The sequence below is a fragment of the Rothia sp. 18CD1-1 genome (assembly GCF_055285355.1).
Genome location: NZ_JBUZLI010000003.1, coordinates 179,185 through 194,492, shown reverse-complemented (window position 1 = coordinate 194,492; position 15,308 = coordinate 179,185). Strand labels below are relative to the sequence as shown.

Sequence of the window (15,308 nt, the reverse complement as noted above, 5' to 3'; positions counted from 1 at the left end):
CGGTGCTGTTGCGGTTATCTTTTCGTGAAATCTAGGAAGATGCTGTGTCGATAGAAACGGATATATCGCTTTTTCTGCGGAACGCCAGAAATAGAGTTGCGCCCGAAGATGTGGGGCTGTCGGCTGTGGGCCGACGCCATGTGCCCGGGCTACGTCGGGAAGAAGTGGCGGAGCTGGCAAATATTAGTAGGGAGTATTACGCAAAAATTGAACGGGGAACCCTTCAGAATGTATCGGAGGATATCTTACTTTCGATCGCCGGGGCACTGCTGTTTACCGAGGAGGAGACCCGCTACCTGCTAGACATATTTAGGCGGCAGAAGGATCGGCTGGCTACCGAGCAGACGGCCGATGCCGAGCTCCCCGCTACGCTGCTGAGGTTTCTGGAAGAGAACCCCGCCGCACCGATTCTTGTGCGTAATATCTGTTTAGATATTCTTGCCGGGACCGAGTCGGGAAAATACCTTTATTCCGAGGTGATGAACAGCAAGGTAGCAGAAGCAAACACCGCAAAATTTATCTTCCTTGACCCTGTATCACGAGAGTTTTTCATTGACTGGGAGGCGGCTGCCCGCGGGGTTGTAGCCACGATGCGAAGCTACACGGGTCAGTTCCCCCAGCATAGAAGACTCCGAGAAATTATTGGTGAGCTTAAGGAGCAGAGCGGCCAGTTTAGCCGGTGGTGGGAGCTTTTTCTGTTGCCCATCACCGCGAAGGGAACAAGCGTATCAACCACCCGCAGCTGGGGAGACTTGATCTTTTTTATCAGGGGTTTAACCTCGCAGAGTGCCCGACCTGTATGGTGTATGCGGTAAGCTCGAAAGCCGGTAGTGAGTCCGAACGAAAGCTGACACAGCTGCGGCGCACCTACCGTTGAGGGCTGAAGTTGAGAGGGGTACCCGTGGAGCTGCGGATAAAGAGGATCTACAGTGAAGGCTCGCCGGACGACGGTCAGCGGGTGCTGGTCGATAGGTTGTGGCCCCGCGGTCTTACCAAGGAGAGAGCCGATATTGACCTGTGGGCCAAAGACCTGGCTCCCTCCTCTCAGGCGCGTAAGGAATTCGGCCACCGGCCGGAAAACTTTGAGATTTTCAAGCATCGCTATATCGATGAGCTTGACCACCGACAGGCCGCCCAGGATCTTATCGAGAAGCTAGCGGAGGAGAATCCTTGGCGGATCACTCTGCTCTATGCGGCAAAAGATAAAGAATACAATCACGCGACGGTGCTGCTGGACTACCTTCACGAGCATCTGCCTCAATCGTCGATCACGAACCCGTCAAGCGTCTAGGGTCCCGGGGGTTACGGTGCGGTACCCGCCTTTTATTATGGTATTTAATATACTAAATTTAGGTTTGACTTACTTCAGAGTGAAAGGTGTTCACCGTGGCCGCGGTACTGCCAGAGAATGATCGTCCGGTCGAGCAGGTTCAGGGGCACTGGCTGCTTGCTCGTATGGGGAAGAAGGTGCTGCGCCCCGGAGGGGCCTCCCTCACCCGGTCCATGCTGGAGCGGGCTCACCTGCGAGGGAGGAGAGTGCTTGAATTTGCTCCGGGCCTGGGCACAACCGCCCGCCTTATTCTGGCCCAGCACCCCGGTACCTACACCGGGGTGGACCTTGACCCGCGGGCGGTGGATCTGGTAGGCAAGGTTGTTGCTGAGTCGGGATACTCCGGTCGGGCTCAGGTGATTAACGCCTCCGCTGAGAACACCGGGCTCGACGGGGAATGTGCAGATATCGTGATCGGTGAAGCCATGCTCACCATGCAGGGTGAGCAGGCCAAGACAAAGATTATTGCCGAGGCATACAGGGTTCTGGCTCCCGGGGGTAGATACTGCATACACGAAATGGCCCATGCCCCCGAAGATATTACCGAAGAGCAGGTGGCCACCATACGGCAAGACCTTGCCCGCAGTATTCGGGTGAATGTGCGGCCGCTGACCATCACCGAGTGGAGTAACCTGCTCAAAGGGCAGGGATTCCGCGTTGAAGCCTACCGGCTGGCACCCATGAAACTTCTTGACCCCGTGCGGATTGTTGCCGATGAGGGCCCGGCAGGTGCTCTGACCTTTTTCACCAACATGTGCAGGAACCCCGAGGCTCGCACGCGGATATTGGGTATGAGAAAGGCCCTGAGGCGGCACCGCAAAAACCTCGCCGGCGTATCAATCATCGCGGTCAAAGAATAGGGCAACAGGCCGCGGGGAGGACCAAACGGGAGGAAAACACAGAAAATAAGGCTCTGAAAAGGGCAAATATTGCCATGCACACATGCGGGGCGTAAAGTTTTCTTGGTTAATAAAAATCTCATCCCCCGGAGAATCCAATGTTTGGCACAAAACTACGCCCCGCTGCGCGGAACCGCAACACCAGACTCCCCGCCATCACTCACATGGGAGCGGTACGCCTGCGTGTCAAAGATATGCAGTCCATGCTCGACTTCTACACCAAGGGTGTGGGGCTCGACGTTCTGGCAGAAAAACCCGGCGAAATCGAGCTAGGCAGCAAAACCGTGGCCGGCGCGGAGCTGGGTAGCCGTACCGTGCTCACCCTCGAGCACGATCCCGACCTGCGCCACCCCGCCCGCACCGAAGCGGGCCTCTTCCACGTTGCTATCCTCTTTGACACCAAACACGACCTTGCCCTCTCGCTGGTGAGTACTCTCAGTAAATACCAGGAGCGTTACCAGGGCCCCGGCGACCACCTGGTCAGCCAGGCATTCTACTTTTCAGACCCCGAAGGCAACGGTGTGGAACTCTACTGGGACCGCCCCAGGGACCAGTGGACGTGGCAGAACGGGCAGGTGCTGATGGATACCCTCTACATCGATGCCACCGAGTTTATCCGTGAGAACATCAGCAACGAAGAAATTGTGCACGCAGCAATTGACGGTAACAGGTACCCGCTGACGACCCGGGTGGGGCACGTCCACCTACAGGTGGGGGACACCGCTACGGCCCACAAATTCTATGTGGGGGCGCTGGGATTTGACCAGACCGCGTCGGTGGGCACCCAGGCTCTCTTCGTGTCGGCCGGAGGCTACCACCACCATATGGCCGTGAACGTGTGGAATTCCCGGGGCGCGGCACCGCGCACCAAAACTCTGGGACTGAGCACGGTCAACGTGCAGCTGCCCAACAGCGAGACGGTGGAGGAGGCCGCAGACCGGCTCCGCTTCCACGGTATCAAGAGCGACTTCTACGGGGAGTCTCTGCGGGTCAACGACCCCTGGAACAATACCCTGCTTCTCAACCCCGCAGGCTAGCGGCCGGGACTCACGGATGCCCCGGAGCCCTGTCCCTCGCACCGTTGACAAAACGGCGGATGAGGGAGAACGTGGGCCCCAGGTGAACGATGAGCCAGGCGGGACAGAGGTACACCATGAGCATGTAGAGCACTCGAAAGAGGGAACTCACCGAGTCCCCGCCGCCGGTGACCACCCCGCCCATCCAGAGGGTGAGGGCACAGCAGGCTCCGGTACTGCCCAGGGCCCAGAGCATGCCCCAGGCAAATTCACTGCCGCTGGCTGTGCCCCGCGATACCCAGTACTGGCCGTAAAACCGCTGCACAGCGGTAAAAAACCCGGCTCCCGGTAGAGCCCGAGCCACCCTATTTTCCGCCCCAAGCGCCTCATCGTCATCACCGTCTAGGTTGAGGGCCTCGGGAGTATCTTCGGTGGGCGCGGTATAGTCGTCAGGGAGACGCTGTGAACGTGAACCGGAAAAAGGTGCGGCAGGCATGTTTCAACTGTACACAAACTTGAGGACCTACGGTGAAGAAAAAACTCTTGGTGACCACCTTTGAACCCTTTGCCGGACTCACCGTGAACCCCACAGGGCCGGTAGCGCACGGAGCCTGCCTTCGCCTGGCAAAAATGGTGCCCGAGGCCGACCCCGTAATTTATACCCTGCCGGTCTCCTACGCGGAGTCGAGCCGCTGCCTGGAAAAGACGCTGTCACGCGTCCGGCCGGATGCCGTGGTCGCTACGGGGGTGGCAGTGGGCCGTCGCAGGGTCAGTCTGGAGAAAATTGCTGTCAATCTCAACGAGGCATCAATTCCCGATAACAGCGGAGTGATCGCCCGTAACCGGAGTATTGAGCCGGACGGTCCGGCAACCTACGTCAGCAGTCTTCCCCTGGAGAATATTGTGGGGCGGGCACAGAAAGAAAACCTTGCTATCGACATATCGTATAGCGCCGGAACCTACGTGTGTAACCACGTTTTCTACCGTTTAATGCATCTTCTGGCGGAACAGAATATTCCCGCCGGCTTTGTCCACATTCCCGCGGTCGACCTTCAAACCGACGAGGCCCCGGAATACGGTAGCTTTCGCCCCGGGTCTCTCGCAGAGACCGGCGGAAGAGAAACCGCAGATATTCCCCGCCTAGATATGGAGACCGCGTGTAAAGCGCTCGCCCTTATTCTGGCCGAAACCATCGGGTAAGGGGGGGCAGCACTGTAAGCTGGAAGGTGTGCAGCGGGGCGGAAACAAAAACATCACCGGATTTTCCGCCCCGCCTTTCGGCAACCAGTCCCTAACGGCGGTTTTTCAGGTAGAAATCAATCAGCGCTGCCGTCGAGGAATCCTGCTGGTCCAGTACCCGACGGTCACCGGCAACAGCGGGCGCCAGTTCGAGTGCCAGCTGTTTACCCAGCTCAACACCCCACTGGTCGAACGAATCGATACCCCACACGGTGCCCTGGACAAAGGTGATGTGCTCGTAGAGAGCGATCAGCTGCCCCAGCACGGCCGGGGTGAGCCTCTTGGCCATGATAGAGGTGGTGGGGCGGTTGCCGGTGAAGATACGCGCGGGAACAATCTCCTCGGCGGTACCCTCCTGCCGCACCTGATCTGCGGTTTTACCGAAGGCGAGCGCCTTGGTCTGGGCAAAGAAGTTAGCCAAGAAGAGCTCGTGCACATCCTGGTCACCGTCACGGGTGGCATGAACAGGGTTGGCGAAGGCGATAAAATCTGCGGGGATAATGCGGGTACCCTGGTGGATCAGCTGGTAGAAGGCGTGTTGGCCGTTGGTGCCCGGTTCGCCCCAGAAGACCTCACCGGTGTTGTAGATGACCGGCCTGCCGTCAGCGGTCACACCCTTACCGTTTGACTCCATGGTGAGCTGTTGCAGGTAGGCGGGAAAGCGGTGCAGATATTGGTCATAGGGGAGTACCGCATGTGTTTCAGCCCCCAGAAAATTGACGTTCCAGATGTTGATGAGACCCATCAGCATAGGGAGGTTGCTCTCTAGGGGGGTGAGGCGAAAATGCTCGTCCATGGCGTGGAACCCGGCCAGGAAATCCTCAAACACCCGGGGCCCCAGCACGATAGCTAGTGACGTGCCAATAGCGGAGTCCACCGAGTAGCGGCCTCCCACCCAGCTCCAGAAACCAAAGGCATTTTCGGGATCAATCCCAAAATCTGCGACCTTATCGAGAGCGGTGGAGACAGCGATAAAGTGGGCAGCAACCGCCTCTTTCTCCTCTTTACCCTCTAGGGCGCCAGATCTGCGTAGGGAGGAGAGCAGCCAGTCACGGCACACGCGGGCGTTGGTGAGGGTCTCCAGGGTGCCAAAAGTCTTTGATGCGACAATAAAGAGGGTGGTTTCGGGGTCGAGATCGGCCACGGTTTCGGCGGCATCGGTGGGGTCAATATTGGAGATAAAGCGGGCCTGGAGACCGTCCTGGGCGTAGGGTTTGAGGGCCTCGTAGACCATGACCGGACCCAGGTCGGAGCCGCCAATACCGATATTGACTACGGTCTCAATCTTTTTCCCGCTTATGCCCCGCCACTGGCCCGAGCGCACCCGGTCGGCAAAGGCGTAGATCCTGTCGAGAACCCGGTGAACGTCGGCGTCAACGTTCTGGCCGTCCACCACCAGTTCCGGTTCAAGACCGCGAGGCCGCCGCAGGGCGGTGTGGAGTACGGCGCGGTCTTCGGTGACGTTGATGTGCTCGCCGGCAAACATGGCATCGCGCCGCTCATGCAGGTGAACCTCGGCGGCGAGTTTTTTGAGTGCTTCAAGCACCGGGTCGGTCACGAGGTTCTTGGAGAGGTCGGCGTAGAGGTCGGCGGCGGTGAAGGTGAGCTTTTCGGCCCGCTGCGGGTCTTCGCTAAACCATGCGCGCAGGTTGGGGGTGAAATCTTTGCTGAGCTGGGCAAGTTCTGCCCATGCACGGGTCTGTGTGGGATCAACAGTCTTATTTTTAGCCATGCCTCTCATTGTCCACCCCGCGGGGTGTCGATACCAGTCTTTGGGCCACATATTTATCCCGGAGTGACCGGTAGCACGTGCGGGGTGGACGGAGCCGAGAGGGGAATACGATACCCGCAGATCATCAGTACGGTTATAATTCCGCTTGATAAGACGGCTGATTTTCGGTACGGTTATGAGGTGCTTTCCCGGTTATTTCACAGCGAAAACCGGGCGCACCGCGTATACATATACCGAGAAACCTTAGATGATACGCGGTTATAAGCTAGAAGATACAGGTATTTTTATGCGAGAAACTCAAGAAGCCCTGCCCGAGGACGCTCCCGACCTTCGCAAGGGCGACATCAGCACATCGGCTAAAGAAAATATGCGTGAGGGCAATATCGCCCCCCGCGTTTTCTGGCCCGCGGCAGTAATCATGGCTGTCTTTATCGGCTTCACCATGGCCTTCCCCACCGAGGTAAAAGAGATTATCGACGCCTGGCAGTCAGACGTCATCACCTACTTCGGATGGTACTACGTTGCAATCATCGCCCTGGTGGTAGTCTTCGCCCTCTACCTGGGCTTCTCCCGCATGGGAGACGTAAAGCTCGGCGACGACAACGACGAACCGGCCTACTCCTTCGGCACCTGGTTCGCCTTCCTCTTTGCCGCCGGTATGGGTATCGGGCTGGTCTTTTACGGGGCAACCGAGCCGCTCACCCACTTCGCTGACCCGCGCCCGGGTGTCTCCGGGTCCGAGCAGGAAGTGGCGCAGGCCGCCATGAGCCAGTCCTTCCTGCACTGGGGGCTTCACCCCTGGGCACTCTACGTGGTTGTTGGCCTGGCTATTGCCTACTCCGCCCACCGTCTTAAGCTTCCGCTGTCTATGCGCTATTCCCTCAAGCCCCTTCTCGGTGACCGTATCAAAGGGGCCTGGGGTGACACCATCGACGTTGTTGCCCTGGTGGGCACGCTCTTCGGCGTAACCACCTCGCTGGGCCTGGGCGTTATGCAGATCGCCGCCGGCCTGGGCTACCTGGATATCCCGGCCACGGGTAACTGGTGGCTGACCGGGCTCATTGTCGTGCTCATGGGTGTCACCCTGTTTTCTGTGGTGACCGGCCTTGAAAAGGGAATGAAGTGGCTTTCTAACGGCAACCTCATTCTGGCCGCGATCGTCTGTGTCTTTGTGCTGATTGCCGGCCCCACCCTCTTCCTGCTGCGCGACTTTGTGGGATCGATCGGTAACTACCTGCAGAACGTTATTCAGATGACCTTTGAAACCCTGGCACTCTACGGTGTTGAGGGCGAACAGTTTCAGGCAGCCTGGACCACCTTCTACTGGGGCTGGTGGATCTCCTGGTCGCCCTTCGTCGGCATGTTTATTGCCCGGGTCTCGAAGGGGCGTTCGGTACGCGAATTCGTGATCGGCGTGCTGCTGGTCCCCGCCCTCACCTCCTTCTTCTGGTTCTCTGTACTCGGCGGTACAGCCCTGCACCAGCAGCTTTTTGAGGGCCGCCAGCTTATCCAGATAGGTGAAGACGGAGAAGCCACGGTCTCAACGAATGACGTCCTGTTCCAGATGTTTGACAACCTGCCCGCCGGGACCCTGCTCACCGTTGGTGCCCTACTTTTGGTGACCATCTTCTTTGTGACCTCGGCAGACTCGGGTGCTCTGGTGCTGGGTATGATCTCCACCAACGGTTCACCCGAGCCTAAAACCTGGGTTCGTGTCTTTTGGGTTGTTGTCGCCGCGCTCACCGCTATCGCCCTGATCTGGGTGGGGGGCGAGAATTCGCTGTCAGCCATACAGACGGTCGCGATCTTGACGGCGGTCCCCTTCTCGGTGGTCATTATCCTCATGTGCGTGTCCCTCTATAAAGCGCTCAGCTACGAGCACCGTCTCTTTGTGCGCGCCCAGCGTCGCAACGCCCGCGAGGAAATCGCCGAAGAGCTGCATGAGCGTATCGACGAACGAGTTGACACCATCGTGGCAAGCGGGGTGGACAGCCGCCTGGCCATTGCCGTGGACCATGCGGTTGATCAGGCTGTCGGTGAGGCTGTGGACGCCCGCGTCGAAGCCGCGGTAGACGAGGCAGTCGGGGAAGCGGTCGAGGCCCGCGTCGAAGAGGCTGTGGCAGTCGCGGTTGACGATGTTACCTTGCAGGTCGAGGCGAACACCGCGGCTATCCGGAAGATAAGTGACACCCAGGGGATCCAAACTGTCAGCGCCGAACAGGTGGAGGCTGACCGGCAGTCTAAAAACACCGCCCGGGAGAAACCCCGGCAGAGCGGGGGAGACATACCCTGGGAGGTTAAAGATAACTAGGGGCAGCCGGCTGGTTTACGAAGAGAATTAGCCGACTAACTCCTCACACCCCGTACGGTACAGGGTGCCGTCGGGCTCATGCTGAGTCCGGCGGCACCCACCTTTTAAGTGCACCATTTCACGCCGAATTTTTGCGGCGGTTGTGGACCCAGACTCCCGGCACCTGCGGGATAGGCGGGTATGATTACCATGAGCCTCCGCCCGCGCAAGTCCGCCCCGCCTCTCACCGGTTCTCTCTTTGCGGGTACAGGAGGGTAGGCACTATTTCCTAGGATTAAAGCGAGATCTATACGCATGTCTGAAAACACCGCTTCACGTAGCGACCTGCGCAACGTGGCAATCGTGGCCCATGTTGACCACGGAAAAACCACCATTGTTGACGCAATGCTGAAACAGACCCACGCCTTCTCGGCACACGCTAACGTTGAAGACCGAGTCATGGACTCCGGTGACCTTGAAAAAGAAAAAGGTATCACCATCCTGGCTAAAAACACCACCGTGTTCTACCGGGGGCCGGCCGCCCACGGTGAAACCGTCACCATTAACGTGATCGACACCCCCGGCCACGCCGACTTTGGCGGCGAGGTCGAGCGTGGACTGTCCATGGTTGACGGCGTGGTGCTACTGGTAGATGCCTCCGAGGGGCCCCTACCGCAGACCAGGTTTGTACTCCGTAAGGCGCTGGCCGCCAAACTCCCGGTGATCCTTGTGGTGAACAAGGTAGACCGTCCCGATGCCCGAATCGACGAGGTGGTCTCCGAAAGCATGGACCTTTTGCTGGGTCTGGCCTCAGACCTGGCCGACGAGGTGCCCGACCTCGATGTCGATGCCCTGCTCGACGTTCCGGTGGTCTACGCATCGGGCAAGGCTGGGGCGGCATCACTGGAGCAGCCGGCGGACGGCTCCCTGCCCAATAACGATGACCTCGAGCCGCTTTTTGCCACCATCTTAGAGCACGTCCCGGCACCCACCTATGATCCCCACGAGGTCTTGCAGGCGCACGTGACCAACCTCGACTCGTCGCCGTTTCTGGGTCGTCTAGCACTGCTGCGCATCTTCAACGGCACCCTCAAAAAGGGGCAAACCGTCGCCTGGGCCCGCCAGGACGGCAGCACCAAGAACGTGCGGATATCCGAGCTTCTGGCCACCAAGGCACTGGAGCGGGTACCGGCGGAGTCTGCCGGCCCCGGTGAGATTGTGGCGGTTGCCGGTATCGAGGACATCACTATCGGTGAGACCCTCACCGACCCCGAAAACCCAAAGCCTCTTCCGCTCATCACTGTGGATGCCCCCGCTATCTCCATGACCATCGGTATTAACACCTCGCCGCTTGCGGGGAAGGTGAAGGGGGCAAAGGTCACCGCCCGGCAGGTCAAAGACCGCCTGGATAAGGAGCTCATCGGTAACGTCTCACTGAAGGTTCTTCCCACGGAGCGCCCCGATGCCTGGGAGGTGCAGGGGCGCGGAGAGCTGGCCCTGGCTATTTTGGTGGAGCAGATGCGCCGTGAGGGATTCGAGCTGACCGTGGGTAAACCCCAGGTGGTGACCAAGACTATCGACGGAAAACTGCACGAGCCGATGGAGCATATGATCATCGATGTGCCCGAAGAATTCTTGGGTGCGGTCACCCAGCTGATGGCGGCCCGCAAGGGCCGTATGGAGAATATGGCTAACCACGGTACCGGCTGGGTTCGTATGGAATTTTCTATCCCGGCCCGCGGCCTGATCGGATTCCGCACCCAGTTTCTCACCGAGACCCGCGGCGCCGGCATTTCATCTTCCTACGCCACCGGCTACGAACTCTGGGCGGGGGAGATTGACTACCGCACCAACGGTTCGATGATCTCTGACCGGGCGGGTGTGGTGACCCCCTACGCGATCATCAACCTCCAGGAGAGGGGCACCATCTTTGTGGAGCCCACCTCAGAGGTGTACGAGGGCATGATTGTGGGGGAGAACGCGCGAGCAGACGACATGGAAGTGAATATCACGAAGGAAAAGAAGCTCACCAATATGCGCTCGTCAACCGCGGATAATTTTGAGAATATGACCCCTCCCAAGAAGCTGACCCTTGAGGAGTCTCTGGAGTGGGCCCGCGACGACGAGTGCGTTGAGGTCACCCCCGAGGCTATCCGGATCCGCAAGGTGATTCTCGATTCCAATGAGCGGGTGCGAGAGTTCCGCCGCCGGCAGCGGAACTAGGTTGTGGAGCGAGCATGAGTCGGGAGTCTTCACCCCACTATCCGCGGCAGGGCGAGTTTGTGGCGGCTACCGCTACCGGTGACCTGCTTCCCGCGGGGCTTGACCCGGCTCGGGCCAGGATCCTGTTTGTTCATGCCCACCCCGACGATGAATCAACGGTCACCGGGGCCACGATGGGGTTCTATGCCGAACGTGGGGCGCAGGTGCAGCTGCTGACCCTCACCCGCGGGGAAATGGGGGAGGTTATACCCGCCGATCTGAGGCATTTGGAGGCAGATCGAAAGGGTGATGGGGGCCTGGCTCTGGGCGAGCTGCGGGCCCTGGAGCTTGAGACGGCTATCACCGAACTCGGGGTGAACAGGCACCTGTTTTTGGGTCAGCAACCGGCGACGGTGACCGGCGCCGCTGACCGTTACCGTGATTCGGGTATGGCCTGGGGGGCCGATGGGCGCGCTATCGCCGCACCGCAGGCTGCCGGTGACTGCTTGACGGCAACAGACAGCGAGATTCAGGCTCGAAGTGTTGCCCGGCTGCTGTGGCACTGGCAGCCGCAGGTGGTGGTTACCTACGATCGCGGTGGCGGTTACGGACACCCCGACCATGTGCGCACCCACCGGGTGACCCTGCGGGCGGTGCAGCTGGTGGCCGGGGGAAAAGAACGCCCCCCGCTGGACGTGGAAGCTCCCCCGAAACCCTATAGGCCGTCGCTGCTCTGGGGGCTTGAGGGCGATATTGATAGGGGGGACACGAGGCAGCAGGCGGTGATCGACGGTTCTTTGAGTCGCAAACGGGCGGCCATGGCCGCCCACCGCACCCAGGTGGTCATCACCTCTGACAGCACCTATCAGTTCTCGAATCGGGTAACCCAAAAAATATCTGCGCGGGAAACCTACCGCCTGCTCTGGGCGGATGAGCGGGAAAACGGCACAGTACACGGACAGGGGAGAAAAAACCCATGAATCAGTCGGTGCAGCCGGCGAATAAGCGGCCGGAAGAATACCCGGGGAGCGTCAACTCCGCTATCACCGCGGTGTGCGTGGGCCTGTTGGCCGGTTTCGCCGGAACCATGTACCACGCCTACATCTGGTACCTTCAGGCCGATTTCTACCTACCGGTCGGCGCCCTGCTTGCGCTGCTTCTCATGTACGTGGCTACCACCTGGGTTTCGCTGCGGGCCGGTAAAAACTGGGCCGGGACTCTGACGGGCGGCCTTGCTTTTCTGCTGGTTCTTTTCTTCGCCTTCGCCCGGGACGGCTCGGTGCTGGTACTGATTAACCCTCAGGTTCCTGTCGGTGTTGCCGGAACTATCTGGGTTCTGGGAATTCTCGCGGTAACCGTGGTCTCCAACGTGACCGTGAACCGCTACCTTGGCCGACATTCGTGACCGTGTGTCCTCATTGCTGTCGAGAAAAATAATGAGGCGGAACATTGGTGTGCGCTGTCAATTGCACCACTAAAGTCTTCCCTGGGCCTGCCGGGGGACTACCATAGTTGAAGACTTTAGAAAACCGCGCTGACAGCGGTGCACCCGTCAATTATGTTGCAGAAAGGTCTCCCTGCATGACCTACGTTATTGCTCAGCCCTGCGTTGATGTCAAAGACCGCGCATGCGTTGAAGAATGCCCTGTTGATTGCATTTATGAGGGTGAGCGAACACTCTACATTCACCCCGATGAGTGCGTGGACTGCGGTGCATGCGAGCCTGTGTGTCCCGTTGAGGCTATCTACTATGAGGACGATGTACCCGAGGAGTGGGAAGAATACACCCAGGCAAACGTCGATTTCTTTGACGATTTGGGTTCTCCCGGTGGTGCCGCCCGGCTGGGCCCCACAGGTAAAGATGTGCCGTGGATTGCGCAGTTACCCCCGCAAAACGGGGAATAGATGTGGGCCGGCTATTGATCTGAGATTTTTCTGAGGTGCTGGGGCCTCCCTACATCCGTAGGTGAGGTGTCTGCTTCAAGTGAGGATGGAAGAGGAAACGTATGGCACAGTTTGGGCTTAGCCTGGCCGAGTACCCCTGGGAGCAGCTGACCCCCTATCGTGCGATTGCTCGGGAGTATCCCGGCGGCCTCGTGGATCTTTCGATTGGGACTCCGGTTGACCCCACCCCGCAGCCTGTGCAGGCTGCGCTGATCAAGGCGGCGAATGCGCCCGGTTACCCCACGACGGCCGGTACCGGGCAGGTGCGGGAGGCGATCGTTGACTGGTTTGCTCGCCGCCGAGGGGTACCGGGTCTTTCACCCTCCCAGGTAATGCCCACCGTGGGTTCTAAAGAGCTGGTGGCTTGGCTTCCTTTCCTGCTGGGGCTGGGGGAGGGCGACCTTGTGTTACGGCCTACCGCCGCCTACCCCACCTACGATATGGGGGCGATCCTAGCCGGTGCTGACCACCGTGCCGCTGACACCCTGGAGGGGCTTGAGAGCGATACGCTGGCACGGGTAAAACTTATCTGGGTCAATTCGCCGGCCAACCCCACCGGTATAGTGCGGTCGGTGGATCAGCTGAAGAAACTTGTTGACGGCGCCCGGGATATCGGAGCCGTGGTTGCCTCTGACGAGTGCTACGCGGAGCTGGGCTGGGGTGCATGGGATCGGCAGCGCGGGGGAGAGCCGGTACCCTCTCTGCTGGACCCGCGGGTAAGTGGCGGTTCGCAGGATCTTTTGCTGACCACCTATTCGCTGTCCAAACAGTCGAACCTGGCCGGCTACCGGGCGGCTTTCCTGGCCGGTGACCCGGAGATTATGGCCAACCTGCTCAATTCGCGGAAGCAGGCGGGCATGATTGTGCCGGCTCCCGTGCAGGCGGCAATGGTTGCCGCACTCACCGACAGCGCTCACGTGGAGGAGCAGAAGGACCGCTACCGTGCCCGTCGCGCCCGCCTTATTCCCGCTCTCAAAGAGTTTGGCCTGACCGTGGAGCACTCGGAGGCCGGTCTTTACCTGTGGGCGACCGCCGGTGAAGACTGCTGGGTTACCGTGCAGAGATTTGCTGACCGCGGAATCCTGGTTGGCCCCGGTGCTTTTTATGGGGACGCGGGGAAGAAACATATCCGGGTATCGCTGACAGGTAGCGATACCGAAATCGCCGCTGTCTGCGACCGTTTGGTCCCGTAGAGGTCAAAAATACCCTTAATATGCTGTACACCGTGCACAGCGATGTGACCGAGAGCATGACTAGGGGTATCGTGGTAAGGGTAACCCCGGGTAGGATCGCCCGAGCGCCGAGGTGCGGGGCAGAGTGCCGGGGCTGCCATATACACGGAGGAAATAATGTCTGAGAATACTCATGCTGTACTGACCCACCACGACACCCGTCTCACCCTGAAACACGTTGACTCAACCGTAGGCAATGGCGCCTTCTCCACCGCCGGTCTCTTAAAAGAAACCGGGCATGTTGCCTACGATCCCGGCTTTATGAATACCGCCACCGCAAAATCGGCTATCACCTATATCGACGGTGACAGCGGTATTCTGCGCTACCGCGGTTACCCCATCGAGGAACTGGCCGAAAAGTCAAATTTTTTGGAAACTGCCTATCTACTGATCTACGGTGAGCTTCCCACCCCCCAGCAATATGTCGAGTTTGAGGGCATGGTCCGCAGGCACACCATGGTTCACGAGGACATGAAAGTGTTCTTTTCGGGTTTCCCGTCTAATGCCCACCCCATGGCGGTCTTGGCCTCATCGGTCTCGGCTATGTCTACCTTCTACCAGGATTCACTGGATCCCTTTGACCCCGTACAGGTGGAGGTTTCTACTTTTAGGCTGCTGTGCAAGGTGCCCACGCTGGCAGCTTACGCCTTCAAAAAGTCCAGGGGTGAGCCGCTCATGTACCCGAAGAACAAGCTTAACTATGCGGAGAATTTTTTGCAGATGTGTTTCGGGTTCCCCACCGAAGACTATGAGGCTGATCCCATGATCGCTAAGGCGCTGGATACCCTGCTGCTACTTCACGCCGATCACGAGCAGAACTGCTCCACCTCGACCGTGCGTCTGGTGGGTTCGGCTCAGGCTAACATGTTTGCCTCCGTCTCTGCGGGTATTAACGCCCTGTACGGCCCGCTCCACGGTGGGGCCAACGAGGCGGTGCTGAACATGCTCCGCCGTATTCAGGCTGAGTCGCTGTCTCCCGAAGATTTTATGGAGAAGGTCAAAAATAAAGAAGACGGTGTACGGTTGATGGGCTTTGGCCACCGGGTCTATAAAAACTATGATCCCCGGGCCCGGATTATTAAGAAAACCGCCGACGAGGTGCTGGAGAGGCTGGGTGGTAGCGATGAGCTGCTGGATATTGCCCGCGGGCTTGAGGAGAAGGCCCTGGCCGACGACTACTTTATTGAGCGCAAACTGTACCCCAACGTTGATTTCTACACCGGTCTTATCTATAAGGCGATGGGTTTCCCCGAGAAGATGTTTACCGTGCTGTTTGCTCTGGGGCGGCTACCCGGCTGGATTGCCCAGTGGCGGGAGCTGATGGGGGACCCAGAAACCAAGATTGGGCGGCCGCGCCAGGTCTACACCGGTGAGACAGAGCGCCACTACCCGCGGGGCTAGTTCAACCGGGGTAGAGGATCGGG

Annotated in this window: 13 protein-coding genes and 1 pseudogene; 12 read left to right on the top strand and 2 right to left on the bottom strand. The window is 59.2% G+C overall.

Annotated features, from left to right (window positions below; translation table 11 throughout):
• Positions 1 to 44 precede the first annotated feature (44 nt).
• From ACS1BR_RS03000 to ACS1BR_RS02985, 4 genes and pseudogenes are all read left to right on the top strand, one after another.
• Positions 45 to 877 (top strand): annotated as a pseudogene (locus tag ACS1BR_RS03000) (helix-turn-helix domain-containing protein).
• Positions 878 to 901: 24 nt separating this feature from the next.
• Complete coding sequence (locus ACS1BR_RS02995) at positions 902 to 1,291, top strand: DUF488 domain-containing protein (RefSeq protein ID WP_463559996.1); 390 nt, start codon at positions 902 to 904, stop codon at positions 1,289 to 1,291.
• Between the two features lie 95 nt (positions 1,292 to 1,386).
• Positions 1,387 to 2,190, top strand: a complete 804-nt coding sequence (locus ACS1BR_RS02990; protein WP_463559995.1) for a class I SAM-dependent methyltransferase — start codon at positions 1,387 to 1,389, stop codon at positions 2,188 to 2,190.
• 137 nt (positions 2,191 to 2,327) lie between these two features.
• Positions 2,328 to 3,266 (top strand): VOC family protein, encoded by a 939-nt coding sequence (locus tag ACS1BR_RS02985; protein WP_463559994.1) that lies wholly within the window; start codon positions 2,328 to 2,330, stop codon positions 3,264 to 3,266.
• 10 nt (positions 3,267 to 3,276) lie between these two features.
• Here the strand turns inward: ACS1BR_RS02985 and ACS1BR_RS02980 are convergent, their stop codons facing one another.
• Positions 3,277 to 3,741, bottom strand: a complete 465-nt coding sequence (locus ACS1BR_RS02980) for a hypothetical protein (RefSeq protein ID WP_463559993.1) — start codon at positions 3,739 to 3,741, stop codon at positions 3,277 to 3,279.
• A 32-nt stretch (positions 3,742 to 3,773) separates the two neighbouring features.
• Here ACS1BR_RS02980 and ACS1BR_RS02975 point away from each other — a divergent pair, with 32 nt between their 5' ends.
• A complete protein-coding gene (locus ACS1BR_RS02975; RefSeq protein ID WP_463559992.1) occupies positions 3,774 to 4,445 on the top strand; it encodes a pyroglutamyl-peptidase I in 672 nt (223 codons plus the stop codon).
• Positions 4,446 to 4,536: 91 nt separating this feature from the next.
• On the opposite strand, the gene pgi is transcribed toward ACS1BR_RS02975, so the two are convergent.
• Positions 4,537 to 6,216 carry a glucose-6-phosphate isomerase gene (gene pgi / locus ACS1BR_RS02970; RefSeq protein WP_463559991.1) on the bottom strand — a complete coding sequence of 560 codons (1,680 nt, stop codon included), beginning with the start codon at positions 6,214 to 6,216 and terminating at the stop codon, positions 4,537 to 4,539.
• 286 nt (positions 6,217 to 6,502) lie between these two features.
• Between pgi and ACS1BR_RS02965 the strand changes: the two genes are divergently transcribed.
• The 7 genes from ACS1BR_RS02965 to ACS1BR_RS02935 all read left to right on the top strand — a co-directional run bounded on the left by ACS1BR_RS02965 (position 6,503) and on the right by ACS1BR_RS02935 (position 15,285).
• The gene (locus ACS1BR_RS02965) at positions 6,503 to 8,527 is read left to right on the top strand and encodes a BCCT family transporter (RefSeq protein ID WP_463559990.1); all 2,025 of its coding nucleotides are present in this window, start codon (positions 6,503 to 6,505) and stop codon (positions 8,525 to 8,527) included.
• Between the two features lie 294 nt (positions 8,528 to 8,821).
• A complete protein-coding gene (gene typA / locus ACS1BR_RS02960; protein WP_463559989.1) occupies positions 8,822 to 10,729 on the top strand; it encodes a translational GTPase TypA in 1,908 nt (635 codons plus the stop codon).
• A 14-nt stretch (positions 10,730 to 10,743) separates the two neighbouring features.
• Positions 10,744 to 11,688, top strand: a complete 945-nt coding sequence (locus ACS1BR_RS02955) for a PIG-L family deacetylase (protein ID WP_463559988.1) — start codon at positions 10,744 to 10,746, stop codon at positions 11,686 to 11,688.
• On the top strand, positions 11,685 to 12,113 hold the full coding sequence (locus ACS1BR_RS02950) for a hypothetical protein (RefSeq protein WP_463559987.1): 429 nt from the start codon (positions 11,685 to 11,687) through the stop codon (positions 12,111 to 12,113). The genes ACS1BR_RS02955 and ACS1BR_RS02950 overlap by 4 nt, the downstream gene beginning before the upstream one ends.
• 176 nt (positions 12,114 to 12,289) lie before the next feature.
• A complete protein-coding gene (gene fdxA / locus ACS1BR_RS02945; protein ID WP_463559986.1) occupies positions 12,290 to 12,613 on the top strand; it encodes a ferredoxin in 324 nt (107 codons plus the stop codon).
• A gap of 101 nt (positions 12,614 to 12,714) precedes the next feature.
• The gene (gene dapC, locus ACS1BR_RS02940; RefSeq protein ID WP_463559985.1) at positions 12,715 to 13,845 is read left to right on the top strand and encodes a succinyldiaminopimelate transaminase; all 1,131 of its coding nucleotides are present in this window, start codon (positions 12,715 to 12,717) and stop codon (positions 13,843 to 13,845) included.
• Positions 13,846 to 14,001: 156 nt separating this feature from the next.
• Positions 14,002 to 15,285, top strand: coding sequence for a citrate synthase (locus ACS1BR_RS02935; protein ID WP_463559984.1), 1,284 nt, complete (start codon positions 14,002 to 14,004; stop codon positions 15,283 to 15,285).
• Positions 15,286 to 15,308 lie beyond the last annotated feature (23 nt).

What these genes read in the sequence shown, in the direction of transcription:
- ACS1BR_RS02985 (WP_463559994.1), top strand. Translation starts at nt 2,328, where the DNA reads ATGTTTGGCACAAAACTACGCCCCGCTGCGCGGAACCGCAACACCAGA.
- ACS1BR_RS02980 (WP_463559993.1), bottom strand. Translation starts at nt 3,741, where the DNA reads ATGCCTGCCGCACCTTTTTCCGGTTCACGTTCACAGCGTCTCCCTGAC.
- pgi (WP_463559991.1), bottom strand. Translation starts at nt 6,216, where the DNA reads ATGGCTAAAAATAAGACTGTTGATCCCACACAGACCCGTGCATGGGCA.
- ACS1BR_RS02965 (WP_463559990.1), top strand. Translation starts at nt 6,503, where the DNA reads ATGCGAGAAACTCAAGAAGCCCTGCCCGAGGACGCTCCCGACCTTCGC.
- typA (WP_463559989.1), top strand. Translation starts at nt 8,822, where the DNA reads ATGTCTGAAAACACCGCTTCACGTAGCGACCTGCGCAACGTGGCAATC.
- ACS1BR_RS02955 (WP_463559988.1), top strand. Translation starts at nt 10,744, where the DNA reads ATGAGTCGGGAGTCTTCACCCCACTATCCGCGGCAGGGCGAGTTTGTG.
- ACS1BR_RS02950 (WP_463559987.1), top strand. Translation starts at nt 11,685, where the DNA reads ATGAATCAGTCGGTGCAGCCGGCGAATAAGCGGCCGGAAGAATACCCG.
- fdxA (WP_463559986.1), top strand. Translation starts at nt 12,290, where the DNA reads ATGACCTACGTTATTGCTCAGCCCTGCGTTGATGTCAAAGACCGCGCA.
- dapC (WP_463559985.1), top strand. Translation starts at nt 12,715, where the DNA reads ATGGCACAGTTTGGGCTTAGCCTGGCCGAGTACCCCTGGGAGCAGCTG.
- ACS1BR_RS02935 (WP_463559984.1), top strand. Translation starts at nt 14,002, where the DNA reads ATGTCTGAGAATACTCATGCTGTACTGACCCACCACGACACCCGTCTC.